Here is a 26,593-nt window from a genome sequence, read left to right on the forward strand (position 1 = left end):
GTAACAAGGGGGAAACACCATGTACCTGACACCTCAACATATCCTGCTCGCTGGCGCCTCCGGCCTGACCGGCGAACACCTGCTCGACCGCCTGCTCAACGAACCGACCGTGACCCGCGTACTGGCGCCCAGCCGCAAGCCGCTGGCCGAACACCCGCACCTGGAAAACCCAGTAGGCGACCCGGCGGTGTTCCTGCCGCAACTGAGCGGCCAGGTCGATATCGCCTTTTGCTGCCTGGGCACCACCATCAAGCAAGCGGGTTCCGAAGCAGCCTTCCGCGCCGTCGACTTAGACATGGTCGTGGCCTTCGCCAAGCGCGCACGGGAAATGGGCGCACGGCACCTGATCGTGATCAGCGCGATTGGCGCCGACCCGAAATCCTCGATCTTCTACAACCGGGTCAAAGGCGAAATGGAACAGGCGCTGAAGGCCCAGGACTGGCCGCAACTGACCATCGTACGGCCTTCGCTGCTGCTGGGTGAACGCTTGGAGCCGCGCTTGGCCGAGCAACTGGCCGGGCCGTTGTCGCGACTGATTCCAGGCAAGTACCGCGGCATTGAAGTCTGCGAACTGGCCCGCGCCATGTGGCGCCTGGCGCTGGAAGAGCAGGATGGGGTGCGGGTGGTGGAGTCGGATGAGCTACGCAAGCTAGGCAAGTGATTTTGCATTGATTGGAAGGGCCTAGTCGCAGGCAAGCCTGCTCCCACAGGGGAATGCATTCTAAATGTGGGAGCTGGCTTATTGGGTCGCCGCATCGCTGCGATGAGGCCGGCAGCGGCACCGCTGACCTACAGCCCGCCCGTGGCGTTAAACCCAACACCCAGCACCGTCAACAACGACAGCGGCAACAGCAGCGTATCCAGCAGCGCACTGGCCGGCAGGTCTACATGTGGATAACTCGGCGCCTCAGCGCCAAACCGGTCCTTGGCGCAGCAGCCGCCGTTAATCGCATACAAATCCAGCCGCGTGCCGGCATACACCACCGGCGCGCCGGGCTGTGCGGCATCCAGCGTGCGCGCCGTGGCGCAGCCGGTCAGTTGCAGCACCAAGACCACCAGCAGCGCCTTATTCATCGCTGCTCAAATGGTGCTCGCCCCAACGCGGCAGCATGTCCTGAGGAATATTGAGCAGGTTGAGAATCCGCGCCACCACAAAATCCACCAGGTCATCGATGGTCTGCGGCTGGTGATAGAAGCCGGGCGATGCCGGCAAGATGGTCACGCCCATGTTCGACAGCTTGAGCATGTGCTCCAGGTGAATGCTCGAATACGGCGCCTCGCGCGGCACCAGGATCAACTGGCGACGCTCCTTCAACGTCACGTCCGCCGCACGCTCGATCAAGTTGTTGCAGGCGCCCGTGGCAATCGCCGACAAGGTGCCGGTGGAACACGGCACCACCACCATCGCCGCCGGCGCACCGGAGCCGGAGGCCACGGGCGACATCCAATCTTCTTTGCCGTACACCTTGATCTGCCCCGCCGCCGCACCGGTGTATTCGGTGAGGAAAGCTTGCATCATCTGCACCTTGGGCGGCAACGTGACATCCGTCTCGGTGGCCAGCACCAGTTGCGCGGCCTTAGAGATCAAAAAATGCACCTCGCGGTCTTCGCGCACCAGGCAATCGAGCAGGCGCAAGCCGTACGGCGCGCCGGAGGCACCGGTCATCGCCAGGGTAATGCGTTCCGGGCCGCTCACTTCAACGCCTCGGCCAGTTTGCCGTGCAGGCCGCCGAAGCCGCCGTTGCTCATCACCACCACATGGGTACCGGGCTTGGCCTGGTGCTTGACGTGTTTAATGATGCCCTCGATAGAGTCGCAGACGGTTGATGGCACCGTGCACAGCGCGGCGATGGCCGGCAAGTCCCAGCCAAGATTGGTCGGTGCATACCAGACCACCTGGTCGGCATCGTTGACGCTTTCCGGCAGGCCATCGCGGTGTGCCCCCAGCTTCATGGAGTTGGAACGCGGCTCGACTATCGCAATGATATTCGCGTCACCGACCTGCTTGCGCAGGCCATCCAGCGTGGTGGCAATCGCCGTCGGGTGGTGGGCAAAGTCGTCGTAGATGGTAATCCCATTCACGTCAGCGACCTTTTCCATACGGCGTTTCACGCTTTTAAACGCGCTCAACGCGGCGATACCCATCGACGGCACCACGCCCACATGCCGCGCGGCCGCCAGGGTGACCAGGGCGTTCGCGACATTGTGCTGGCCGGTCATGCCCCAATCGACGATGCCTTGGGCTTGCCCTTCAAACAGCACTTCAAATTTAGAGCCGTCCTCGCTGAGCAACTTGACCTGCCACTGGCCGCCCGCGCCGGTGGTTTGTACCGGGGTCCAGCAGCCCATCTCGATCACCCGCTGCAATGCAGGCTCGGTGGTCGGATGGATGACCAGGCCTTCGCTTGGGATGGTGCGCACCAAGTGATGGAACTGCCGCTCGATGGCCGGCAGATCGGGAAAAATGTCCGCGTGATCGAACTCAAGGTTATTCAGGATCGCCGTGCGCGGGCGGTAATGGACGAACTTGGAGCGCTTGTCGAAGAACGCACTGTCGTATTCGTCCGCCTCGATCACAAAGAACGGTGTGTCGCCCAAACGCGCCGACACCGAGAAGTTTTGCGGCACGCCGCCGATCAGGAAGCCCGGGCTCATGCCCGCGTGCTCCAGCACCCAAGCCAGCATGCTGCTGGTGGTGGTTTTGCCGTGAGTGCCGGCCACCGCGAGCACCCAGCGACCTTGCAGCACATGGTCTGCCAGCCACTGGGGGCCAGAGACATACGGCAACCCTTTATTGAGTACGTATTCGACCGCTGGGTTGCCACGCACCATGGCGTTGCCGATCACCACCAGGTCCGGGACCGGGTCGAATTGCGCAGGATCGTAGCCTTGGGTCAACTCGATACCCTGGGCCTGCAGTTGCGTGCTCATGGGCGGGTAAACGTTGGCGTCGGAGCCGGTGACGTGGTGGCCCAGCTCTTTGGCCAGAACCGCCATCGAGCCCATGAAAGTGCCACAGATACCGAGAATATGAATGTGCATAGTTGACCTCTTAAACATCGAGGCAGGTTAGCGCAGGGAGTAGGAAATCGCACTCTTTAGGTGGGGGCGTTCATACGTAGGGCGTAATTGCGAGCCTTGTCAGCCTTATCGAAAGCGCTGCCGCGTACGATATGAGCGTGCGCACATCGACACAACAGCGCTTTTGGACGGATACCTATTGCCTGAGTCACCCTTCAGGCATTAAAAACCGACATTGACCTATACCGATACGGTTTCACTCTTCACGTTCGCCTTATTAATGGCGGCTATGGTCGCGTTGAGGGCTGCCATTCTGGGCTCCAAGCTCGCTGCTCGGCTTTTGATGTCGTCCAGTTGCCCACCCGTTGAAGCTGCCTGAAACGCAATATCTCGCTTCTGAGCTTCTTTAGCGAACTCCGGCTCAAGGTAGTCAAGCATTTCCTCAAGGTAGTCCATACGTTCATCATTTGTTTTTGATATCCATTCCACGCTTGGTCCATGAAACTCTTCTGAACGAAGTACAGCCAAGGAGTGTAGTAATAGGAAAACGCTCTTCTGACTATGATCAACCACCCGTCCTTCCATAACACGTTGTTCTGTGGCAGGCGTCGCTGGCGGATTAATGAGCGGCTTGAGGACTTCGAGAACAATGTTGGCGCCAAATGTCCCGACAATCGTGAGGGGCACTGTGATCGATGCCGTAATTCCAGCGACCTTTGCAATATCCTTACGCTGGAGTGAAAGCGCCCGGTCGGCTTTCGCACCGCTGGCCTTCGATAAGGTCTTTGCGTTCTCTTCCAGGGCATGCGAAGAAAAAGGTTCAACCTCCCTGCCATTCACTTGACCTGGCGCCGGCTGAGCAAATAATTTATCTCGAGCTTCAGCATCTTTTTGAATTTGCCACTTTTGTTGTTGCGCCTCTTTATATTGATCCAAACCTGGGGATTCGTGGGCATTGCCATCGACAACGTCTCCAGGCTGTCGGGTGCCACTTGCGTGCCCAGGCCCTGCGAAGCTGCCAACTTTTGAGTCAACGAAGTTCTGATCAAAATGCTCATTGCCAGTGCCCGGCTTAGGTCCTGATGCGTCTCCTATCTTCGCAGTATCAACGGACTTAACAGCGGGAGGTGACTCGACGCGCCGGGTCCACCCCCCACTCATAAAGTCCCCAATTTTCGAGAATGCGACGGCCCTTACGGATGCATTTGAAAATATCATAATGATTTACCTAATGGTTGTTTGACATTAGAAAGTCATCCATTTCCTTCATAGACTACGTGATATAAAAGACTCAACCCGTTCCAAAACACTCAACAACAATATATTTCACTCTCACCGACAGCCCCCTGACCAGACACATAATTAAGCAATAATAAAGACGCGTCACACCTACCAAAAACACACCCAAAGCGGGTGTATACTCAGCCAGTTAACAAGCGCTTTCTTATTGCGATACGAACCGTTACAGGGGGATCGCACGCTAGGCTGCTTTATACGAGACCTAAGACTTTCCCTTCAGAGATTCCAGCGCGCTCACTACACCAAATTGTGCTAACTGAGGCCCAAAGGGTGTATTCGTGATTATACTGTACGAATACCATGCGCTCTTTTTGAAAACAGCCACCACGGGGATAAATAAATTATTAGTCTCCGACCGATAAAACCCTTTAACAATATCACCTTCCTTGTAAACCCTTGTCACATCATAGCGCTGATAATGGCCTTTCAATCGAGACAGTACCTCGTCGCCATGATTAAGCAGATATTTAATGTCTTTATAACCAGCACTTGCCCCACGGTTCAAGTTTTTCGCGATATCAACCGCATCCGTATACCCCACAGAGGCACCGACACCGGCAAAAACAAAACTTTTGATGACATGAGGCGCCGACTTACCCGCCCTGTACGCTTTACGCGCAGTATTGAGCCCAGGAAGGATGAACCCCAAAATATCGAAACCGATATTAAAGACAGCCCCTGAGACATTCCCCTTGATCGCATCTTGAATGCCATCATAAAAGGGAATAAGCCCAAGAAAAAAACCCTTTAATTTTTCATCATAGGCGCGCCCTTTTTCAAGCGCGGTGACCTCGGCCGCCACTGACTTAAGCGCCTCATAATCTTTCGTAAAAAACTTACCCACCCCTAGCCCCAGCGAGCCATTTCGCCCGGAAAAATAAGCGCCTGGCACTTTACCGTCTACACGTGGTTGATCCTGTACGTTATCAACTTCACCATATTGCTTATATACATTATACGTGCCGGCAACCCGACCTTTGGAGCTCCCGCCAAAATAGGCACTGTCGTTAGCGTTGTTTTGATCGCCGGGAAAACCTTGTTCCTTGATGAGTTTCCCTAGGGCTGGAAAGTAACTATAGTAGTCAACCGATCCGTCCTGGCTCTGCACCTTCATGAGCAAACCATGCTTCCCTTTTAACGCCTCCAACTCCGGCGCAGTCGGGAGGCGAGGGATACGTCGGGGAAACAGAGAATGTGACGGTTCAAGCTGTGTACCGAGAAAGGGTCGAGACACTTCCATAACACTGATATTCGACTGCCTTATGCGCTCTCTGTCAGCCAACGGTAACAGCGAAAGCTGGTACTTGAACTGAATAGCCCACGCACTTTCATGGGTTTTTTTGTATTCCTGAAATTTTTCATCAAAGGGTTTATTGATATCGGGAATAAGTTCAGACAAGCGCGACTTTAACGCATTCCAAGGAAGGTCCTTATTATTCAGCGACATCCATTTATCCGGCTCAATCGGCCCACTCATATAAATATCAAGCAGAGAGACCGGGTCGTGTTTTACCCCGGGAGACTGCAACACGTTCTTTGTCGGGTCCACGTCTGGAAAAACCCGTTTCAACTCAGCCAGCGCCAACTCTTTTCGAGTCGTTGCCGGCAACAATAACGCTGCACGCGCCCACTCCAGCTCTTCTTGCTGCTTATTTAACGCGTCTTGTGAACGTTTGATGTCCGCGTACGCGTATACGTGGTTGGGCTTACTGTCGATCACGTCATTAGCCAGGCCCCAGGCAATAATAGGGTTGCCCGATGCGGCACTTAGCTGATCTTCGCTCTCCAAGGAGATGAGTGGAGCCCCACCATAAGCCATGATTTGGCTGAACGTCATGTTGGCTGACGCCCCAGGCAGTTGTTGCTCGATACGTAAAGCCTCGATGCAGAAATTTGCCCACGTATGAGAGCCATAAATAATATTAGCGGGGATGTCTCTTACTAGGAACTCAGGGGCAGCAGCCGATAATAATAGCTGCGCGGCAACAGGTGCTGCTTCGACGCCCACCCTGCTTTCAAGATGAATTGTAAAGCGTTTAACAATTTCGGCAGGTGAGGCACCCGCATTGTTTTTGTCATACAGATTATAGCCGGCCACGTTGAAGCGCGACTTGCCTACATCCGGGTCCAGTTCTTGTATAAGCGCGGCATTCACACTCTCAATCGCACTGGTTGGCGTCTCCAGTATCTTGAGCCTTTTTTGTATATTTTGACCCAGCGCCTGCGCCTCAGGTGACCGAATGAGCTGCTCCCGTGCTAACGCGGGGTTTTGGGCCATCGCCTGCCGGGTAGGCGCAGGGATCGCGCTAATCAACATACGCAATAAACTGCCCGTTGCTGCCTCTGATTGAGGATTTGAAACCCGGGGCACTTGTCGCGTCTTCCATTCATCGACCACTGCTCGCATCTTGCGCAGTGAAGTAGCGCCTAACAATCCGACCACCGGCCTTACCCCACCAGAATCCAACTGTGGCGCCCGATGGGCAAGATCAAAGGATAGGGCCAGCGCCATGCCCTGTGCCTGCTTGCTGTTGATGGGGACATTATTCCCCTCCAACTTGAGGATTTGCGCGACGCTCATTTCCCGGCGCTGCTCGCGGGCAAACCGGCCAGAGCGTGAGTCAATGAGGACGTTGACTTTATCCAGGTCGATTTTCCCATTTGCATCGTCTACCTGAGACTTCAGCGCAGTAATCAGTGCATGACGATTAGCATCCTCTCCCAACGACTTCTGCTGCTGCGCTATCGCCTCTGCAGATCGCAGCGACGCATGGGCCACAGGCGCGAATTCAAACAGCGCTTTTTCCGCTAAACGCTTGCGGTGCTCAACGGCCTGCGCAGGCGAGAGGTCTATAGGCTTATTGTAAAATCGCCCCACTGTGTACAGGGGCACCTCGCCGTCCGGCCAGGGGTAACTAAACGCTTGCCCGTATTCGGGCGCGATCGCTTTGGCAATTGACAACAGTGTTCGAGAAATATCTGACCAGCCCGAATCGTCCTTTAAGGAAAAGGTTTGTTCCTTGCCATCTACAATACCGGAGAGCTCCCCACGGGCGGGATGCAGTTTCAAGTGCCTTGTATCAAGCCCCTGTTCTTTCGCCCACGCCAAGAACCCTGGGCCTTTGAACGCGCTGTCGAGTTGTGTGCGCCAACGCCCAAGTGTGGACTGTAGAGGAACCTCAACATTGGGCGGCGCCATTGAGGTCTGATAGGAACGTGTAGCCAATGCTCGTGCGAAGGACTTCGCCACTTGAGCATCAGCACGTGCGCGACGGTCAGGGCTATCAGCCAGCCCTGCATTGCGCTCACTTCGAACTGCATTGCTATCGGTGTCCGCCGGGGCGGTCTTCACGGCAGGTAGGGCGACCGTTTCAACCGACGCTGAAACATGAAGTGGAAAGATCGGTCTTGAGTTAAAACCCGAAACACTCGTCATTTAACACCTCGCAGATAAGATAATGCACTCTTTTTAAGTGGGCACCTGCGATGAAGCAGTTCCTCGCGAACACGCAAACACACCGTGTGTGACACTTCTATGTTAACCCCCGAAAATCATTCATCTGATCACTGAGCAGTGCTAATGCCCACAGCGATATTCAAACGCCCTCTTTATTAAGTACCGCCACTCGTAGCCCAAAAAAAACGCCATTGCATCCAAAGGCGTCGCGTGCACACGACCTCTTCGAATACAACAGCATTTTGGGAACAGCTTTACGCCGCTGACTGCAAAGAGGCAGGTCAGGCGTTAAAAAAGCTCAGGCGCATGCCTTACTACGCTAGAGCGTTGAGCTTTCTGGTGACTTCAGCAGTAAGATCGGCCATAACCGCCAGCCTGCCTTCAATGTTTTTTGCGCGCCCCTCGACGGAGGGTTCTTCGATACGCGAATCGCCCCACGAGAAGTCAACGCCAACCTTTTTGGCCATCTCTACAAAACCACGCTCAAGGTGGATAGTTATAGACTCAAGCGACGTCATACGCTCTGCGTCGGATTTAAGCGCCCACTGAAAGTCTGGCTTCATCTCCTTACCACCCTTCTGAAGACCAGCCAGTATATTCACGGCGTCAAAAACATCGATCTGAAGTTGATCGATAATTTTTGTGTCGGCAAGCGTAGTTTTAAACTTAGCGGAGATATCGTCACCCAAATGCTTTTCGATCGTCTTAGTGATGGCGGCAACCGCCGTTGTTACTGCCGACTGGACGCCTAGCACGATGATGAGCTTTTTAGTATCCGAGAGCTTCTTTTCGGGTGTCACACTTTCATCGGCGTCAGCTTTGACGTCTTCCGACGCGGTCTTTTCTGCCTTGTTTGCGTCAGGGGTAGCGGTGGCTTCTTCAAACTCTTTTTTTGCTTTCTTCAACGTGTCCGAGGAAAACGGCGAGATGGCTTTGCCATTCACGTTTGCGTTGGGCACAGACAAATGTACAGAGGCGGGTTCGACGATGGTGATCTTCTCATACTCAAACTTTCCGAGTTGGTCGCTCTCGACTTTAAACCCAGTTTGCTCCGCGGCAATGTCTTTATCAAATGCACCCGCCCCGGAACTTCCAGGCTTATTTGCGTCAGCGTCTGGTAGTTTTCCAACATCCGGATTCTTATTACCGTCTGGGGCCAGCGGTTTTTTCTTTTTAATAAAATTTACCTTGCTTAGCCTCCCACGTCCCTCTCGACTGAAACGATCACCTTCATCAGCAAACATCTCATACTCTATAGCAGCGATATCCCGGCCAACACTTTTTGCAGCGCTGTCATGGGCAACATCTAACGCTGAAGGTAATACGTTCTGTGGTGCTGGCTTACTCGCAGGCTCAGGGGCCGACTGCTGCTGAGCGAAAGACAACGGCCACACGGTAGAGTTTACAACGTTCATATGATTCACCTAATGATTGATTTACATTAGGAAGCCATCCATTTCCTCCACAACATGAGTGGTAAGTCCACTCAAAGCGTTCCAGCAAAAACCAGAAAAACCAACTGCCAACTTACTTAATTATTGATGCTTTAGAGCACTCCCCCCACCGCATCAACAAGACTGTCCTGCACCAACTGCAAGCCATACGGAGTTTTGGTTATGAGGTTATAACCATACCAACCACCGTTGAGAAAAATCGCTGTAATAGGTTTAACATCACCGGAATGGCCCGTTACTTTGTGATAAAAGTTCCTGACGACATCATTATGTTTGTACACGGTTCGCGCGTCAAAATCTCTGACGGTTCGAGAGAACACCCCGGGTAACGTGGAGGCCAGATTATTTAATTCTCGCCCTGCGGCTTTTATTCCAGTTCGTGCATTTTTTGGCGCGGATAACAAATCATCAAATGAGAACGATGAGGCCACGCCTTTTACTGCCCCAGAGGCGAGTGCCTTAAGTAATCCCCGGCCGGCTTTGAGGGCTTTTCGCGCCTGACCAGCACCGGGAATAAGAAAGCCGAAGATATCGAAGCCCAGATCCAAGACAGCGCCGGAGACATTTCCTTTAATGACCGCCTTAATCCCATCATGGAAGGGAGCCAAACTAAGAAAAAATTCGTCCAGCTTTCGATTAGTTTTTCTTTCCTGCTCTCTATCGGTTACGCCCTTTGCCGCTCTCTTCTCGTGCTCAAAACCGGGTAAAAAATGATGACTGACGGTTGAGCCTAAGTCACGGTACCTTCTGGAAAAATAACCACCCTTTAGCCCCTCTGCTCGGTGAGATGGCACTTGCGATCCAGAACGGTCTGTATTGGGTGACGCCAACCGCTCAACCAGAACCCTTGACCTGGCATGCTCCTTTGGCGGGGCGCCATGATAAGGATTATCGTCAATGCGAAGCACCTCGCCTCGGTCATTGCGCAAAGGCCCCGCCCAGGGTTTCTGCGGCGTGCTTACAAGCGCTTTCGACAGCCGCGGCTCTTTGACTATCTTTGCCAAGAGTGGGAAATAGCTGTAATAGTCAAACACCCCATTACCGCGATCCGCTTGTATCAGTACACCATGACGCCCCGTCAACGCCGCAGCCTCTTGGGGGCTCGGCTCGCTATTAGGCACGAAGCGCTCATGATTATCCGTCTTGACATAATTTTCGCCATCGTACGTTTTACGCACGGCATAGAAGCTGATATCCGAATTATTCAGAATCTCCCGATCGGCGACAGGCAGCAAGGAAGTGCGGTACCTGAACAGCGTATTCCAAGCAACTTGTTTTCGCGCTTTATATTTGGCAAACGCTGTGTCAAATGCCCTGTTGATATCCGGGTTCAGCTCATGAAACTGCTTACGTATCTCACTGTACGGCACCGCCTGTTCGTCATTCGATACCCACACTTTTGTAAATAGCTCGCCCGACATATAAATATCCGCCAGCGAGTAAGCGACGTTAAACGGCCAAAGTTCTTGACTGTCCTGAATGACCTTCTTCTCAAAATCTATACGCTTACCATACTGCTTCTCAAAAACCTTCTTAAACGCCGACAGCGCAAGTTCTTTTCGGATAGGCGCCGATCCCGCCAAGACTTCAGACGCCCACCCCAACTCTTGTTGCTGCTTCTGCAGTGCCTTCAGCGCCAGTTGATAATCTGTCGCTGAATAAACGTTATCCGCCCTCGCGCTGATAAAATCATTCGCAACAGCCCAATCAGTCATCGGGGCACTCCGCACCTCTATGAGCTGATCAAACCCCTGCGCTGAAACCGGTTTTGTTTGCCCAAAAAGCATGACCTGGCTGTACGTCATATTGGCCAGGGCACCCGGCACTTGTTTTTCAATGCGCAAGGCCTCAACAGAATAGTTGAGCCATAGATGCGAGCCATAAACGATATTAGGCGGCAGCTGATTTGCCAAGAACTCAGGTGCTGAGACGGATAACAATATACGCGCCGCAAGAGGCGCCCTCTCAACGCCGACCGTCCCCTCAAGATGACGAGCGAAGCGCTTCGTAATCTCAGAAGGGGTAGCACCGATACTGTCTCGACCATACACATTGTAACCCGCCAGATTATGGCGTGATCTACCGGCAGCCGGATCCAGATCCAGTGCAAGCGCTGCACTTAGATACTCAATGGCGCTGGTGGGCGTTTCAATCCCGCCAAGTTCCTCTTGTATTTTTTTGCCCAACGCCATCGCGTCTGGTAACCGGATGAGTGCATCCAACGCCGCAGCCGGACTATCTTTTATCGCCTGCCTTGTGCTGTCGGGAAGTTTGCGCACCAACCGCCCCATCAAACTGTCCGCACCTTGCCCAGCTTGAGAGGTTGGTGGCACGGGTGTTGATTGAGCTTTCCACTGCGCCACTATTTGCCGAATCTGCGTCTGCGAATCAGCGCCCAACACTGTAGCGCCCGATGACCTGACCAATACCGGCGCATAACCTTTGTCCACAGTGGGCGCTCTGTGCTCAAGATCAAAAGACAGCGTTTTTGCCAAGTTACGTGCGGCCTCTTCGTTCTTTGGCTCATGATAGCCATACGCATCCAGCAGGTCGGCCACACTCACCTCGCCGAGCGGCTCTTCACTCTCATTGAAATACGTTGAGTCGGGGTGGATTGGGACGTTGACCCGGCTTAAATTGATCTTGCCAGCGACATCGTTAATCTGTCGCTCCAGCGCCGTAATGAGTGCGTGAGTGTTAGCCTCATCACCTAACGCTATTTTTTGCTCTTGCAATGCGTCTGGAGATCGTTGCGAGGCATAAGTCATATGCTCGAAAGCGAAGCTCGCGTGCTCTTCCAACTTTTTAAGTTGCGCAGTGGCCTCCAGTACTGTGTGCAGGACCGGCTGATTGTAAAACCGGCTCACTTCGAACATCGGCACCTTGCCCTCAGGCCAGGGGTAATTAAGCGTTTGGTCGCGCCCAGGGGCAATAACCTTGGCGATAGACAACAGTGTATTGGAGACATCGGACCATCCCGAGGTGTCCATTAAAGAAAAGGTCTGTTTCTTATCGCCGACAGTGCCTGTTAGCTCCCCGGTTGAAGGGTTTAACGCCAGGCCAGTTGTATCAAGCCCCTGTTCCTTTGCCCACTCTAAGAAACCGGGGCTTTTGAATGCATGATCCAGTTGCGTGCGCCAACGCCCCAGTGTGGACTCTGGAGCGACTGGAACGTCAGGTGGGTACACTTGGAAGACGTAGTGCGCCGCTGCATGTGCATAGGCTTTCGCCACACCAGCGTCTGCAACTGCACGGGAGCTTAGCGTGTCAGGCTGATCGGCACTGCGCTTCTTGCGACCGCCATCGCCATCCTTATAACGAAAACCTGAACGTACTGACGCTTTACTGATGCCCACTTCTTGCCCGACCAACGTAGGTTTTCCACTCATTTGGCCGGAAGGATTTTCGCTCAACGATGGTTTTTTCTTCTCTGCACTTACCGCTGCGGCTTTAGCGTATTCAGCTCTATAAAAATTATCCCCAAACCCAACAGCACTTTTTATAAAAGTCATTTGGCCATCTCACTGTAAAACGGTCACTTACCGTTCGTACACTGAGTGGTTGCATTGCCTACAAATTACACGGCACACGCGCACAAACATGTACCAAAGAATCTCAGCCAGCAGCATCCTTTCATCTGTAGGCCGCTGACCTCAAGCCTCTCCTACAACCGTAACAAAGTGCTGCCGAGTTGCTGAAAGTGTCGCCACTTTCTTTAATACTTAAACAACCAATGGAAAAAGACCGACAGACTGTAAGTTAAGTTACAGTCCTTCGAACGATTCCATACTTCCGCAACTTTCTGTAAAGTGTGTTTCGGCTCACGCCCAAATAGACCGCCGTGTTAGTCATGTGCCAACATTGGCGCTCCAGTGCATTAAGCAGCGTTAGACGCTCTGCATCACCCAAGGCAAACGTCGTACTCGCTTCAATCACCCGCTCAGGTTGTGCCTGCCGGATGATCATCGGCAGATCCGCGACGCAGACCTTCCCGCCCTCACAGAGGGCAGCCAGTGTGCGCAGTACGGTGCGTAACTGACGCACGTTGCCCGGCCAGGCGAACGTCAACAATGCCTGCCGAGCAGCACCATCGAGTACCACCGGTTGCTCACCTGCTTCCTGTATCAGCAGGAAATCCAGTAATTGCTCCTTGTCACTGCGCTCACGCAAGGGCGGCAGAGCGACTTCCAGGCCGTTGAGCCGGTAATACAAGTCTTCGCGAAAATCACCGTGCTGCACGCGCTCCTGCAGGTTGCGATGGGTGGCGCTGATAATTCTGACGTTCACAGCCTGGGGCTCACCGCCGATGGGCACCACCATTCGATCTTCCAGCACTCTTAATAGACGGGTCTGCAGGGCAAGGGGCATATCGCCGATTTCATCGAGGAACAGCGTGCCGCCATCCGCCTGCTGCAGCTTGCCTTGCATGCCTTCCTTACGAGCCCCCGTGAAGCTGCCGCCGCGATAGCCGAACAATTCACTTTCGATCAGGCTTTCCGGAATGGCGCCGCAGTTGAGGGCGATAAACGCCTTGTCGGCACGCTGACTGGCCTGGTGCACGGCCTTGGCAAACGCTTCTTTACCGCTGCCGGTTTCGCCGTTGATCAGCAGCGGCACGTCGCGTTCGAAAACCTTAACAGCCTTGCGAAAATCATTCTGCAACGCCGGATCGCCCAGGCAGATCCCCGGCAGGCGTGGAGCCTCAGGCTTCGCCATCGGCGCCGCAGTGCTTCGCGCTTGGCCACGTAACGCGGCGAATAAATGCCGGCCATCGCGCGTACGCAGCGGCCAACTGGCCGTGGCGTTAACCCTGGCGCGACCGAGCAACTGGTCCAGCGAACACTCGAAAAACGCCTCCACCGGCTGCCCCAGCAGGCCGCCGCGAAGCTGCCCCAGCAGGTTCAGCGCGCTCTGGTTAACCGCACAGATCCGCCCTTCGCCATCGAACGCCAGCAGCCCCTCGCTGAATAACCCAACGGATTCGGCCTGCAGGTGAAAACGCAGCAGCCACTGGTTTTCAAAATGACGCAGGAAGTAACAACTCTCGATCATCTTTGCCGACAGGTTCACCAGCGCCATGGTGTGGAACTGGCTTTGACGCGACACGGCTTCGCGCGCCGACGACACGTCCAGCACCGCCAGCAATTCGCCTTGGGGGTCGAACACCGGGCTCGCCGAACAGGTCAGGCCGGTGTGGCGCCCGCGAAAATGCTCATCGCGGTGAATGGTCAGGGACTGGCGCTCCACCAAGCAGGTGCCGATGCCGTTGGTGCCTTCGCACGCTTCACTCCAGTCGGCGCCCAGCCACAGCCCGGCGCGCTCGAAAATCTTGCGCTCGGAAGGCGCGGTGACGCAGTTGAGGATCACCCCGCGCGCATCGGTGAGCAGTACCGCATGGCCAGCGCCGGAGAGCTGTTGGTGCAGGCTGTTCATCTCGCTGCCGGCGATGTGCAGCACCTGTTGCAGGCGTTCGCGACTTTCCAGCAGGCGCCCGTGTTCGAGCACGGTGGGGGCGATGCTCAATGCGGGGTCGAGGTGGTAGTCCTCCAGGCAACGCAGCCAGGAACGGGCGATGGACGGGTCGCTGCCGGGGCCTTGGGCAATCTCTTGCCCGCGTGTGACGGTGAGGACTTGCTGGGCGTGGCGGCTGAACTGATCGTTGTGCATGTTCTTATTATTCTCCTTGCGTACTGCTTGAGAACAGCCAGCATCCCCCAGCCATCCGGCCATTGCAATCCCGGGCAGACCCACCGGTCACAGGCTGTACCGTTTGTGGCACAAACTGTCACCCCAGCTGTGCCACACCTGCCACAGCAACGCCTTGCAACAAAGCCCAACCCCTTGATTTACCTGGCCTGCAAAGCAGTGGCCCGACCTTTGCTCTAGGCTTTATCAAGCGCAACACCGCTGTACTCCAATAAACATAAAAGCAGGAGATGCCCCCCATGCGTTACGCACACCCCGGTACTGACGGCGCGATCGTTTCGTTCAAGGCCAAATACGGCAACTTCATCGGCGGCGAATTCGTCGCGCCGGTAGATGGCAACTATTTCACCAACACCTCGCCAGTCAACGGCAAGCCCATCGCCGAATTCCCGCGTTCCACGGCCAAAGACATCGACAAAGCCCTCGACGCCGCCCATGCCGCCGCAGATGCCTGGGGCAAGACCTCGGCCCAGGACCGCTCACTGGTGCTGCTGAAAATCGCTGACCGCATCGAACAGAACCTCGAACTGCTGGCCGTCACCGAAACGTGGGACAACGGCAAGGCCGTGCGTGAAACCCTCAACGCCGACATCCCACTGGCGGCCGACCACTTCCGCTACTTCGCCGGTTGCATCCGCGCCCAGGAAGGCACCAGCGCCGAAATCAACGAACACACCGCGTCGTATCACTTCCATGAGCCGCTGGGCGTGGTCGGCCAGATCATCCCGTGGAACTTCCCGCTGCTGATGGCCGCCTGGAAACTCGCGCCGGCCCTGGCCGCCGGTAACTGCGTGGTGCTCAAGCCCGCCGAGCAAACCCCGCTGGGCATCAGCGTGCTGATGGAACTGATCGGCGACCTGCTGCCACCGGGCGTGCTGAACGTGGTGCACGGTTTCGGCAAAGAAGCCGGCGAAGCCCTGGCCACCAGCAAGCGCATCGCCAAGATCGCCTTTACCGGTTCAACCCCGGTGGGCTCGCACATCATGCACGCGGCGGCCGAGAACATTATTCCGTCCACGGTTGAGCTGGGCGGCAAGTCGCCGAACATCTTCTTCGCCGACATCATGAAAGCCGAACCGTCGTTTATCGAGAAAGCCGCCGAAGGCCTGGTGCTGGCGTTCTTCAACCAAGGCGAGGTGTGCACCTGCCCATCGCGTGCGCTGGTGGAAGAGTCGATCTACGACGACTTCATGAAAGTGGTGATGAAAAAGGTCGAGCAGATCAAACGCGGCGACCCGCTGGACACCGACACCATGGTCGGCGCCCAAGCCTCCGAGCAACAGTTCGACAAGATCCTGTCCTACCTGGAAATCGCCAAGGGCGAAGGCGCGCAACTGCTGACCGGCGGCAAAGTCGAGAAGCTCACCGGCGACATGGCCGGCGGTTATTACATCCAGCCGACCCTGCTCAAGGGCACCAACGAAATGCGCGTGTTCCAGGAAGAAATCTTCGGCCCGGTCGTGAGCATCACCACCTTCAAGGACGAAGCCGAAGCCCTGGCAATTGCCAACGACACCGAGTTCGGCCTGGGCGCCGGTGTGTGGACCCGCGACATCAACCGCGCCTACCGCATGGGCCGCGCGATCAAGGCGGGCCGTGTGTGGACCAACTGCTACCACCTGTACCCGGCGCATGCCGCGTTTGGCGGTTACAAGAAGTCGGGTGTGGGCCGTGAGACGCACAAGATGATGTTGGATCACTACCAGCAGACCAAGAACTTGCTGGTGAGCTACGACATTAATCCGTTGGGCTTTTTCTAACTTAACCCTGTAACGGGCGACCCGCTCTCAACTTGAAATACAATCAAGTATGGGAGCAGGCTTGCCTGCGATAAGCATCACCTCGGTCAGCCAGATACACCGAGTTGCCCGCATCGCAGGCAAGCCAGGTCCCCCATTAGATCGTCGCACGTTCTTGCAACGCGCATTCGGCACACAGAGGCCGAGCTAAAACAATAAGAATGGAAGGTACTTCCCCATGCCTAGCGAACCCACCGGATCTTCCGTCGACTTCGAAAAAGTCGGCACCGACTACTTCCAACAACGCGAACTGAAAAAAGGCGCCGCCGGCTGGGTGCTTTTGGTTGGCCTTGGCGTTGCCTATGTGATCTCCGGCGACTACGCCGGCTGGAACTTCGGCCTGGCCCAGGGTGGCTGGGGCGGCATGTTCCTCGCCACCTTACTCATGGCCACCATGTACCTGTGCATGTGTTTCTCCCTGGCCGAACTGTCCTCGATGATCCCCACCGCTGGCGGCGGCTACGGCTTTGCCCGCAGCGCCTTTGGCCCTTGGGGCGGGTTCCTCACGGGCACCGCCATCCTGATCGAATACGCCATCGCCCCCGCCGCCATCGCGGTGTTTATCGGCGCCTACTGCGAGTCGCTGTTCGGCATTGGCGGCTGGATGATTTACCTGGCGTTCTACATCATCTTTATCGGCATCCACATCTTTGGTGTGGGCGAAGCCTTGAAACTGATGTTTGTGATCACCGCTGTCGCGGCGATTGCATTGGGTGTGTTCCTGGTATCGATGGTGCCGCACTTCAACGTCGCCAACCTGCTGGATGTCCCGGTGACCGAGGCCAAAGGCGCCAGCACCTTCCTGCCGTTCGGCTACGTCGGCGTGTGGGCGGCGATTCCTTATGCCATCTGGTTTTTCCTCGCCGTCGAAGGCGTGCCGTTGGCCGCCGAAGAAACCAAGAACCCCAAACGTGACCTGCCTCGAGGCCTGATCGGCGCCATTGTGGTGCTGACCAGTTTTGCCCTGCTGATTCTGGTGATCGCACCGGGCGGCGCCGGCACTTATGCGCTGATCAAGTCGGGCAACCCGCTGGTTGAAGCATTGGCATTGTCCTACGGCGGTTCGACCTGGATGGGCAGCTTCGTCAACCTCGTTGGCCTGGCGGGGCTGATCGCGAGCTTTTTCTCGATTATCTATGCCTATTCGCGGCAGATCTTCGCCTTATCCCGCGCCGGCTACCTGCCACGCAAACTGTCGCAGACCAACAAAAGCAAGGCGCCGGTGCTGGCACTGGTGATCCCCGGCATTATCGGGTTTGGCCTGTCGCTGACCGGCCAGGGCGACTTGCTGATCTTGGTGGCGGTGTTTGGCGCGACCATTTCCTACGTGCTAATGATGGCCGCGCACATCACCCTGCGCATCCGCCGCCCCAAAATGGACCGCCCATACCGCACGCCGGGCGGCATTTTCACCTCCGGCGTCGCCCTGGTACTGGCCTGCGTGGCCGTGGTGGCGGGGTTTCTGGTGGATCCACGGGTAGTGATTGGCGCCGCGATCATCTATGGAGTATTAATTGCTTACTTTGCTTTCTACAGCCGGCATCACTTGGTAGCAGGCACGCCCGAAGAAGAATTCGCGGCGATCCAGGCCGCAGAGGCCGCCTTGCACTAACTGCCGTAAACCTCGACGCGGGCGCTTTACTCACAGCCTGCCCGCGTCGCCAAGGAGACACTGTATGGCAAGCTTTTCCCACGCGGTGGGTGCACAAACCTACCGCTTCGACAGCCTCAAGGACGTGATGGCCAAGGCCAGCCCGGCGCGTTCCGGGGACTTCCTGGCCGGCGTGGCCGCGCAGAACGACGGCGAACGGGTTGCAGCGCAGATGGCGTTGGCGAACATCCCGTTGAAACACTTCCTCGAAGAAGTGCTGATCCCCTACGAAAGCGACGAAGTCACCCGGCTGATCATCGACACCCACGATAAACAGGCGTTTAGCGTGGTCAGCCACCTCACCGTTGGCGGCCTGCGCGACTGGCTGCTCAGCGACGCGGCCGACGAACATTCCCTGCGCGCCCTGGCGCCCGGGCTGACACCTGAAATGGCCGCCGCCGTCTCCAAAATCATGCGCGTGCAGGACTTGGTCTTGGTCGCGCAAAAGATCCGCGTGGTCACCCAGTTTCGCGGCACCCTGGGCCTGCGCGGGCGCCTGTCGACCCGCCTGCAACCCAACCACCCTACAGACGAACCGGCGGGCATCGCCGCGAGCATCCTCGACGGGCTGCTCTACGGCAACGGCGACGCCATGATCGGCATCAACCCGGCCACCGACAGCATCGCCTCGATCTGCGCCATGCTGGAGATGCTCGACGCAATCATCCAGCGCTACGAAATCCCCACCCAAGCCTGCGTGCTGACCCACGTCACCACCTCCATCGAAGCCATCAACCGTGGCGTGCCGCTGGACTTGGTGTTTCAGTCGATTGCCGGCACTGAGGCAGCCAACGCCAGTTTCGGCATCAACCTGAGCGTGCTGCAGGAAGGTTATGACGCGGGCTTGAGCCTGAACCGCGGCACCTTGGGCCAGAACCTGATGTACTTCGAAACCGGCCAGGGCAGCGCCTTGTCGGCCAACGCGCACTTTGGCGTCGACCAGCAAACCTGCGAAACCCGCGCCTACGCCGTAGCGCGGCATTTCAAGCCGTTTTTGGTCAATACCGTCGTAGGCTTTATCGGCCCCGAGTACCTGTACAACGGCAAGCAGATCATCCGCGCCGGCCTCGAAGACCACTTCTGCGGCAAGCTGCTCGGCGTGCCGATGGGGTGCGACATCTGCTACACCAACCACGCCGAAGCCGACCAGGACGACATGGACACCCTGCTGACCCTGCTGGGCGTGGCCGGGATCAACTTCATCATGGGCATCCCCGGCTCCGACGACATCATGCTCAACTACCAGACCACCTCGTTCCACGACGCGTTATACGCCCGGCAAACATTGGGTTTAAAACCGGCGCCGGAGTTTGAACAGTGGCTGGCGAAAATGGGCATCTTCACGCAAGCCGACGGCAAGGTGCACTTCGGCAACAGCCTGCCACCGGCGTTTCGCCACGCCTTGAAGCAATTGGGATGAAGGAGCCGCCTGTGCAAGTAGAACTGCCTGATAACCCGTGGTTGGAACTGCGCCGCTTGACTCCGGCGCGTATTGCCCTGGGCCGCACCGGCACCAGCATCCCCACCAGCGCGCAGCTGGACTTTCAATTCGCCCACGCCCAGGCGCGCGACGCCGTGCACCTGCCCTTCGACCACGCAGCCCTCAGTAGCCAGATGGCCGAGCGCGGCCGTGACAGCTTGTTGTTGCACAGCGCCGCCGTGGACCGGCACATGTATTTGCAACGCCCAGACCTGGGGCGGCGCTTGAGTGATGAGTCGGCGCAAAGCCTGCGCGACTATGCCGCCGCCAACCCTGGCGGTGTGGACCTGGCCGTGGTGGTGGCCGATGGGCTGTCGGCGCTGGCCGTGCATAAACACACGTTGCCGTTTCTTACACGCATGGAGGAACAGACTCACGCCGAAGGGTGGTCGTTGTCGCCCGTAATTCTGGTGGAACAGGGCCGTGTGGCGGTGGCGGATGAAGTCGGCCAGTTGCTGGGCGCCAAGATGGTGGTGATTTTGATCGGCGAACGGCCGGGGCTCAGCTCGCCGGACAGCCTGGGGCTGTATTTCACCTACAACCCCAAGGTCGGCCTTACCGATGCCTACCGCAACTGCATTTCTAATGTGCGCCTGGAAGGCCTGAGCTACGGCATGGCCGCGCATCGCCTGCTTTACTTGATGAAAGAGGCGTGTCGTCGCCAGCTGTCGGGGGTCAATCTCAAGGACGAGGCGCAGGTGCAGACCATCGAATCGGATGATACTGACCTGATGAAAGGCAATTTCCTGCTCAGCGCGCCGGAATAACCTATTAGCCGCACGATTGCGCTTTTTCGCGCCATTAGGCAGCATCCGGACACGGCCGCTTGTGTGGTCATCACCCATTTGGAAGTTGAGGCCTGGCATGCGGATTACTCAAGCGACCCTGGAACACCTGGACCTGTTAACCCCGCTGTTCGTCAAATACCGCGAGTTTTACGGAGCGCTGCCGTTTCCGGACTCGTCGCGGGCCTTCCTGGAAAAGCGCCTGCGCCGCAAGGAGTCGGTGATCTACCTGGCCCTGGCCGATGATGACGACAAGCGACTGCTGGGGTTTTGCCAGCTGTACCCGAGCTATTCGTCGCTGTCGCTTAAACGCGTGTGGATCCTCAATGACATCTACGTGGCCGAAGACGCCCGCCGACAACTGGTGGCCGACAACCTGATGCGCACGGCGAAGAAAATGGCCAAAGAGACCCACGCGGTGCGCCTGCGAGTGTCGACCAGCAGTGACAACGACGTGGCGCAGAAGACCTATGAGTCGATTGGGTTTCGTGAAGACACGGAGTTCAAGAACTACGTGTTGCCGATCAGTGAGGACTGATAAGGCCAAATCGCTTTTGCTTCCTAGTGTGGCAAGTGAGCTTCCCGTGGCCAGCAGGCCTCCTGTGGCGAGCGGGCTTGCCCTAATGCCGTTCAGTTAAGCGCAGATCCCCTGTGGGAGCGGCGGTGCGACGATTCGACTTGCCCGCGAAAGCGGTGGGTCAGTCAACATCCATGTTTGCTGGGCCGACGTCATCGCGGGCAAGTCGAATCGTCACACCGCCGCTCCCACATTTAATCTTCGCTGCTTTGGACATTGCGTTCGCTTAACTGAACGGCATTAGGGCTTGCCCGCTCGCCACAATAAGCCAGCTCCCACATTTAGATCAGCAATGACCAGAAGATCGAAATATCACGACACGCCCCGCTACAAAACCCACACGCTTTTCACCTTTCAGTACGTATAATGCGCACCTTTCAGGGTTGTAAGAAATACGGCATACCTATGTAGCCTTACTTACCCGAGCTTCCGCACAGGCCTGCTGAGTCGGGCCATTCACACAGGTGCCACCCATGGATTTCAACCCGCTCGACCTTATCCTGCATCTCGACGTCTACCTCGACCTGCTGGTAACCAATTACGGTCCGTGGATCTACGCCATTCTGTTTCTAGTGATTTTTTGCGAAACCGGCCTGGTGGTCATGCCTTTCCTGCCGGGTGATTCGTTGCTGTTTATCGCCGGCGCCGTGGCTGCAGGCGGCGGCATGGACCCGGTGTTACTGGGCGGCCTGCTGATGCTGGCGGCGATCCTCGGCGACAGCACCAACTACGTGATCGGGCGAACAGCCGGAGAACGCTTGTTCAGCAACCCGAACTCAAAAATCTTCCGCCGCGACTACCTGCAAAAAACCCACGACTTCTACGACAAACACGGCGGCAAAACCGTGACACTGGCGCGCTTCCTGCCAATCCTGCGTACCTTCGCACCGTTCGTCGCCGGCATCGCCAAAATGCCGTATCCGCGTTTCTTCGGTTTCAGTGTGTTCGGCACCATTATCTGGGTCGGCGGCCTGGTGACCTTGGGCTACTTCTTCGGCAACGTGCCGTTTATCAAGAAAAACCTGTCGCTGCTGGTGGTGTTTATCATCCTGCTGTCGCTGGTGCCGATGATCATCGGCGTGGTCCGCAGCCGTTTTGGCAACAACTCCTCCGAAGCCAAACCGCAGTAACCTGCGATGTGGTCCCTCAGCGCCTGGCGTCGCCGGCGCCTGCTGGCCAAGCACCCGATTGCCGATGACACCTGGCAACGGGTGCGCCACCACCTGACCTTCCTCGACGGCATCAACGCCGAGCAAGACCAGTGGCTGCGCGAAGCCTGCGTGGTATTCCTCGCCGAAAAACACCTCACCGCCCTGCCCGGCGTCGACCTGCACCAGGAACAACGCCTGCTGCTCGCCGCCCAGGCGAAACTGCCGCTGATGAACCTTGGCGACCTCGACTGGTACCAGGGCTTCCACGAAATCGTGCTGTACCCCGACGACTTCATCAGCCCCCAGCGCCATCGCGATGCCAGCGGCGTGGAGCACGAGTGGGACGGCGAACACAGCGGCGAAGCCTGGCAACAAGGCCCGGTGATCCTCGCCTGGCCCGGCGTCTTGGCCAGCGGCCAATGGGAAGGCTACAACCTGGTCATCCACGAACTGGCACACAAGCTGGACATGCTCAACGGTGACGCCAACGGCCTGCCGCCGCTGCACCACGACATGCGCGTGCAGGAATGGGCCAGCGTGATGCAAAGCGCGTTTGACGACCTCAACCGCCAGCTGGACGCCCACCCCGACGTGGACACCGAAATCGACCCTTACGCCGCCGAAAACCCGGCGGAGTTCTTTGCCGTCACCAGCGAATATTTTTTCAGCGCCCCGGATTTACTGGCCAACAGTTATCCACAGGTGTACGCGCAGCTGAGCCGCTTTTATCGCCAGGATCCCCTGGCCCGCTTGCACCAACTGCAAGCCAGCGATGCGCGCTATCAGACGGAACGCCAAGCGCCGTACGACGTCTGACGCATGGCATCGGCGTCAGAATATGCCTATAATCGCCGCCACTTTTAGGCCAATCCGGCCATGTTCCATGGCCAACTACGGGGGCATCGCCCAATGAGCTACAGCAAGATTCCGGCTGGCAAAGACCTGCCGAACGACATCTACGTCGCCATCGAAATTCCGGCCAACCACGCGCCGATCAAATACGAAATCGACAAAGACAGCGACTGCCTGTTCGTTGACCGTTTCATGGCCACCCCGATGTTCTACCCGGCCAACTACGGTTTCATCCCCAACACCCTGGCTGACGACGGTGACCCCCTCGACGTGCTGGTCGTAACCCCTTACCCGGTTACCCCAGGCTCGGTCATCCGCGCGCGCCCAGTCGGCATCCTGAACATGACCGACGACGGCGGCGGCGATGCCAAAGTTATCGCCGTGCCACACGACAAGCTGTCCCAGCTGTACGTGGACGTGAAGGAATACACCGACCTGCCGCCACTGCTGCTGGAACAGATCAAGCACTTCTTCGAGAACTACAAAGACCTCGAAAAAGGCAAATGGGTGAAGATCGACGGTTGGGGCAACGCAGACGCCGCCCGCGCCGAGATCATGAAGTCGGTCGCTGCCTACAAAGGCTGATACCCGCTCCTCATTGCCCCGGCAATCAAAAAAGCCCCGACTACTCGGGGCTTTTTTTGTGGAAAAAATTAAACCCGAAGTTCAATGTTTAACGCGCAATGTTTAATAAAGTAAAAACATTGAAATATCGCCCTACAACTAAGTAAATCCCTACGTACGCAATTCAACGCATGGTTTATTTGATGTGTTTTCCCCGCCAGTAAACTCGTTGTTTATGAATACATCAGGTGATCGACTAAAAGCACTACTGCGGGAAGTTCATCTTTCCGCCTCCGACTTCGCCAAGAACCGCGGCGTCACGCCTCAACACGTGAACAACTGGTTCAAACGCGGCGTGCCCATGGGCCGACTCAACGAGATCGCAGAACTGCTCTGCGTCTCCAGCCGTTGGCTACGCACCGGCGAAGGCCCCAAACACCCACCGGCCAACTTTCTACTCGAAGGGCCCGCCACAAGCAAAGGACTGCGCACCCGCGAAGAAAGCGGCAAATACCTCACAGGCCCCGCCTGCCTCCCGGAAAAACTCGACGTGGAGATCGCCCTCCACCCCACCTTCACCTCCACCGAGCGCATCCGCGTCTCCCTGCACACCCTCAAAGCCCTCAACGTAAACCCCGACCGCGCCGTAGGCGCCTACATGGTCGACAACAGCATGATCGACATCATCCAACAAGGCGCCACCCTCGCCATCGACCGCGGCCGCAGCCAAATCACCGACGGCGAAATCTACGCCGTCGAACACGACGGCATGCTGCGCATCAAATACCTCTACAACCGCCCCGGCGGTGGCCTGCGCATGCGCAGCCACAACGCCAGCGAACACCCAGACGAATACCTCACCCACGAGCAACGCTTTGAGCAGAACTTCGAGATCGTGGGCTGGGTGTTCTGGTGGTCGACCCTGAACAACCGCCGACCGGTGCCGCTGGATGAACACCTATTGGGCTGGGAAGGCTCTAAATCGGACCCGGAGGTAGGCATGTGAGGTGAATGTGGGTAGAATGCGCGGCACATTTGGCAGGGGGTGGCTTTGCGCTATCTAACCTGCTGGGCGATGCGGAGGAGTTCCCGCAGATGCCCCTACTATTCAGCCAGACGTGATGTTGGCTGAGCGATTTGAAGGCTGGTGAGGCTTGTCAAAAACAAGCTGAAGCAGTCCCCGAGAAGCCGGCCACAAGCCGGCTTTTTTATTGTCCAAGGCAATCTCTCATCATCCACCACCCCACCCTAAAAGCCCCCATAACAAAGGGCTTCAAGTGTTAAGGTGTCCGGTAACGTCCGCTATCACTTGACCTCATCCGAAGGTCAGGTGGGGGGACAGATGGGGGGACAAGAGGGGAAATACAATGGGTAAGCTGAATACGAAACAAGTCGAAAATCTGACGATCCCTGGTACTTATGAGGACGGTGACGGGCTGCGGCTCGTCGTCAAATCAACAGGGCGAAAATCTTGGCTGCTTCGTTTTCAACTGGCAGGCCGTCGCAGGGAAATGGGCTTGGGCTCATTCCCGGAAGTGGGCCTCAAAAAAGCCAGGCAGGACGCCAGCGCTAAACGCAGCCAATTAAGCGACGGTATAGATCCTCTAGCCGCTCGCGATATCGAACGTGCGGCCCAACGTGAAGCCTTAAGGATCAGCGAGGCGAAACAGCTGAAATTTGAAACACTGGCAAACGACTACTGCGAAGCACACGGAGGCCAGTGGTCAGATAAATGGCGTAAAGGCTGGCTACGAAAGCTCGAACTATATGCGTTTGACCATATTGGCAAACTGTCAGCAGAAGAGATTGGTACACCCCAAATACTCAAAGTATTGAAACCAATATGGGCAATAAAAACCAGAACCGCCGACGAAGTGCGCGGACAAATTGAACAGGTTTTGGACGCGGCCAAGGCGCGTAACTTGAGAGAGGGAGAGAATCCTGCTCGTTGGCGCGGGCACCTGGACAATCTATTGAGTCGTGCTCAAAAGAAGAAGGCTCGAAAGCGTGAGCACTTTGAAGCGTTGCGATGGCAGGACGTGCCAGAACTGTTTATTAAGCTCAAAGCAGACAAAACACCGGCGGCGTGCGCAGCTCAACTTTTGATTATGACAAGCGCACGCGCGCACATGGTGAGGTTCGCACGCTGGGATGAGTTCAATTTGCAAACTGGTACGTGGTCCCTGCCTGATGAGCGCATGAAGATGAAAGTGGCTTTCGTAGTCCCGCTCCCCAACGAAGTCGTGGCGCTGGTTAAGAGCATTCAGAAAACCGGCAGCCCCTATCTATTTCCAGGTCAGGGCAAGTCAGGGGTTATGCATGCTAATGCCATACGAACGCTCCTACACAGAATGGAATACAAACACATCACGCGCCACGGCTTTCGTTCTTCATTTCGAGACTGGGCGGGGGAAAGCACCCATTACCCACGCGAGGTTTGCGAAATGGCACTGGCACATGACGAGCGTGATCAGACTGAAGGAGCATATTCCCGCTCAGACTTTCTCGACAAACGTCGCTTATTAATGGCCGATTGGGCTCGCTTTTTAATTGGCCGTTCCAAAGTGGATTCAAAATAATTTCAGTCCTACATCACTGCTATGACACCACCACCATGGAGCTTCACCCCATGTCATTGCAGTGCCCTCGCTGTCACTCACCCAAAATCGCTTCCTTTCACCAAGCCAGGAAAATCGCCGCCGCCATCGGAGCGGTGGGCGGTGCCGCACGTGGCGTCAGCGCTGCACTGACAGGCGGCCACGCTGGCGCTACCGTTGGTGCCATCGCCGGTCCACTC

The 26,593-nt window shown here is 56.6% G+C and carries 19 protein-coding genes; 11 read left to right on the forward strand and 8 right to left on the reverse strand.

Translation table 11 applies throughout. The features are described 5' to 3' along the window. Positions 1-19: 19 nt before the first annotated feature. Positions 20-661 carry an oxidoreductase gene (locus tag ACI77I_RS10675; RefSeq protein ID WP_094951237.1) on the forward strand — a complete coding sequence of 214 codons (642 nt, stop codon included), beginning with the start codon at positions 20-22 and terminating at the stop codon, positions 659-661. A 128-nt stretch (positions 662-789) separates the two neighbouring features. Here the strand turns inward: ACI77I_RS10675 and ACI77I_RS10680 are convergent, their stop codons facing one another. The 8 genes from ACI77I_RS10680 to ACI77I_RS10715 form a co-directional block, all read right to left on the reverse strand. Further along, positions 790-1,074, reverse strand: coding sequence for a YceK/YidQ family lipoprotein (locus tag ACI77I_RS10680; RefSeq protein ID WP_094951236.1), 285 nt, complete (start codon positions 1,072-1,074; stop codon positions 790-792). Then, the gene (ubiX, locus tag ACI77I_RS10685; RefSeq protein WP_094951235.1) at positions 1,067-1,696 is read right to left on the reverse strand and encodes a flavin prenyltransferase UbiX; all 630 of its coding nucleotides are present in this window, start codon (positions 1,694-1,696) and stop codon (positions 1,067-1,069) included. Before ubiX ends, ACI77I_RS10680 begins: the two co-directional genes overlap by 8 nt. Continuing rightward, positions 1,693-3,042, reverse strand: coding sequence for a UDP-N-acetylmuramate:L-alanyl-gamma-D-glutamyl-meso-diaminopimelate ligase (gene mpl, locus ACI77I_RS10690; RefSeq protein ID WP_406997457.1), 1,350 nt, complete (start codon positions 3,040-3,042; stop codon positions 1,693-1,695). Before mpl ends, ubiX begins: the two co-directional genes overlap by 4 nt. Before the next feature lie 219 nt (positions 3,043-3,261). Continuing rightward, complete coding sequence (locus ACI77I_RS10695) at positions 3,262-3,957, reverse strand: hypothetical protein (RefSeq protein WP_141240556.1); 696 nt, start codon at positions 3,955-3,957, stop codon at positions 3,262-3,264. 565 nt (positions 3,958-4,522) lie between these two features. Continuing rightward, complete coding sequence (locus ACI77I_RS10700; RefSeq protein WP_406997458.1) at positions 4,523-7,756, reverse strand: hypothetical protein; 3,234 nt, start codon at positions 7,754-7,756, stop codon at positions 4,523-4,525. A gap of 335 nt (positions 7,757-8,091) precedes the next feature. Further along, positions 8,092-9,192, reverse strand: a complete 1,101-nt coding sequence (locus tag ACI77I_RS10705) for a hypothetical protein (protein WP_406997459.1) — start codon at positions 9,190-9,192, stop codon at positions 8,092-8,094. A 131-nt stretch (positions 9,193-9,323) separates the two neighbouring features. Next, complete coding sequence (locus ACI77I_RS10710) at positions 9,324-12,743, reverse strand: hypothetical protein (protein ID WP_406997460.1); 3,420 nt, start codon at positions 12,741-12,743, stop codon at positions 9,324-9,326. A 247-nt stretch (positions 12,744-12,990) separates the two neighbouring features. Further along, positions 12,991-14,898, reverse strand: a complete 1,908-nt coding sequence (locus ACI77I_RS10715; RefSeq protein WP_406997461.1) for a sigma-54-dependent Fis family transcriptional regulator — start codon at positions 14,896-14,898, stop codon at positions 12,991-12,993. Between the two features lie 278 nt (positions 14,899-15,176). Between ACI77I_RS10715 and ACI77I_RS10720 the strand changes: the two genes are divergently transcribed. The 10 genes from ACI77I_RS10720 to ACI77I_RS10765 all read left to right on the forward strand — a co-directional run bounded on the left by ACI77I_RS10720 (position 15,177) and on the right by ACI77I_RS10765 (position 26,375). Further along, positions 15,177-16,697, forward strand: coding sequence for an aldehyde dehydrogenase family protein (locus ACI77I_RS10720; RefSeq protein WP_094953344.1), 1,521 nt, complete (start codon positions 15,177-15,179; stop codon positions 16,695-16,697). A gap of 217 nt (positions 16,698-16,914) precedes the next feature. Continuing rightward, on the forward strand, positions 16,915-18,348 hold the full coding sequence (gene eat / locus ACI77I_RS10725; protein WP_083356587.1) for an ethanolamine permease: 1,434 nt from the start codon (positions 16,915-16,917) through the stop codon (positions 18,346-18,348). 64 nt (positions 18,349-18,412) lie between these two features. Then, positions 18,413-19,807, forward strand: a complete 1,395-nt coding sequence (locus tag ACI77I_RS10730; RefSeq protein ID WP_406997462.1) for an ethanolamine ammonia-lyase subunit EutB — start codon at positions 18,413-18,415, stop codon at positions 19,805-19,807. Next, positions 19,804-20,634, forward strand: coding sequence for an ethanolamine ammonia-lyase subunit EutC (eutC, locus tag ACI77I_RS10735; protein WP_406997463.1), 831 nt, complete (start codon positions 19,804-19,806; stop codon positions 20,632-20,634). Before ACI77I_RS10730 ends, eutC begins: the two co-directional genes overlap by 4 nt. Before the next feature lie 97 nt (positions 20,635-20,731). After that, the gene (locus ACI77I_RS10740) at positions 20,732-21,190 is read left to right on the forward strand and encodes an N-acetyltransferase (protein WP_094953341.1); all 459 of its coding nucleotides are present in this window, start codon (positions 20,732-20,734) and stop codon (positions 21,188-21,190) included. A gap of 512 nt (positions 21,191-21,702) precedes the next feature. Further along, a complete protein-coding gene (locus ACI77I_RS10745) occupies positions 21,703-22,359 on the forward strand; it encodes a DedA family protein (protein ID WP_242152898.1) in 657 nt (218 codons plus the stop codon). A gap of 6 nt (positions 22,360-22,365) precedes the next feature. Next, positions 22,366-23,196: a zinc-dependent peptidase gene (locus ACI77I_RS10750; protein ID WP_406997464.1), complete on the forward strand. Its 831-nt coding sequence runs from the start codon at positions 22,366-22,368 to the stop codon at positions 23,194-23,196. 93 nt (positions 23,197-23,289) lie between these two features. After that, on the forward strand, positions 23,290-23,817 hold the full coding sequence (ppa, locus tag ACI77I_RS10755) for an inorganic diphosphatase (protein WP_003176323.1): 528 nt from the start codon (positions 23,290-23,292) through the stop codon (positions 23,815-23,817). A 214-nt stretch (positions 23,818-24,031) separates the two neighbouring features. After that, on the forward strand, positions 24,032-24,802 hold the full coding sequence (locus ACI77I_RS10760; protein ID WP_094953337.1) for a S24 family peptidase: 771 nt from the start codon (positions 24,032-24,034) through the stop codon (positions 24,800-24,802). Between the two features lie 361 nt (positions 24,803-25,163). Then, entirely contained in the window at positions 25,164-26,375 is a 1,212-nt protein-coding gene (locus ACI77I_RS10765; RefSeq protein WP_406997465.1) for a tyrosine-type recombinase/integrase, read from the forward strand. The last annotated feature ends 218 nt before the right edge of the window (positions 26,376-26,593 follow it).

Origin of the sequence: Pseudomonas sp. D47, from assembly GCF_045447305.1 — a bacterium.
Lineage (GTDB): Bacteria > Pseudomonadota > Gammaproteobacteria > Pseudomonadales > Pseudomonadaceae > Aquipseudomonas.

Coding starts and splice junctions, on each gene's coding strand:
- ACI77I_RS10700 (WP_406997458.1), bottom strand. CDS start 7,756: ATGACGAGTGTTTCGGGTTTTAACTCAAGACCGATCTTTCCACTTCAT.
- ACI77I_RS10715 (WP_406997461.1), bottom strand. CDS start 14,898: ATGCACAACGATCAGTTCAGCCGCCACGCCCAGCAAGTCCTCACCGTC.
- ACI77I_RS10675 (WP_094951237.1), top strand. CDS start 20: ATGTACCTGACACCTCAACATATCCTGCTCGCTGGCGCCTCCGGCCTG.
- ACI77I_RS10710 (WP_406997460.1), bottom strand. CDS start 12,743: ATGACTTTTATAAAAAGTGCTGTTGGGTTTGGGGATAATTTTTATAGA.
- ACI77I_RS10680 (WP_094951236.1), bottom strand. CDS start 1,074: ATGAATAAGGCGCTGCTGGTGGTCTTGGTGCTGCAACTGACCGGCTGC.
- eutC (WP_406997463.1), top strand. CDS start 19,804: ATGAAGGAGCCGCCTGTGCAAGTAGAACTGCCTGATAACCCGTGGTTG.
- ACI77I_RS10745 (WP_242152898.1), top strand. CDS start 21,703: ATGGATTTCAACCCGCTCGACCTTATCCTGCATCTCGACGTCTACCTC.
- ACI77I_RS10720 (WP_094953344.1), top strand. CDS start 15,177: ATGCGTTACGCACACCCCGGTACTGACGGCGCGATCGTTTCGTTCAAG.
- mpl (WP_406997457.1), bottom strand. CDS start 3,042: ATGCACATTCATATTCTCGGTATCTGTGGCACTTTCATGGGCTCGATG.
- ACI77I_RS10760 (WP_094953337.1), top strand. CDS start 24,032: ATGAATACATCAGGTGATCGACTAAAAGCACTACTGCGGGAAGTTCAT.
- ACI77I_RS10740 (WP_094953341.1), top strand. CDS start 20,732: ATGCGGATTACTCAAGCGACCCTGGAACACCTGGACCTGTTAACCCCG.
- eat (WP_083356587.1), top strand. CDS start 16,915: ATGCCTAGCGAACCCACCGGATCTTCCGTCGACTTCGAAAAAGTCGGC.
- ACI77I_RS10750 (WP_406997464.1), top strand. CDS start 22,366: ATGTGGTCCCTCAGCGCCTGGCGTCGCCGGCGCCTGCTGGCCAAGCAC.
- ACI77I_RS10730 (WP_406997462.1), top strand. CDS start 18,413: ATGGCAAGCTTTTCCCACGCGGTGGGTGCACAAACCTACCGCTTCGAC.
- ppa (WP_003176323.1), top strand. CDS start 23,290: ATGAGCTACAGCAAGATTCCGGCTGGCAAAGACCTGCCGAACGACATC.
- ACI77I_RS10705 (WP_406997459.1), bottom strand. CDS start 9,192: ATGAACGTTGTAAACTCTACCGTGTGGCCGTTGTCTTTCGCTCAGCAG.
- ACI77I_RS10765 (WP_406997465.1), top strand. CDS start 25,164: ATGGGTAAGCTGAATACGAAACAAGTCGAAAATCTGACGATCCCTGGT.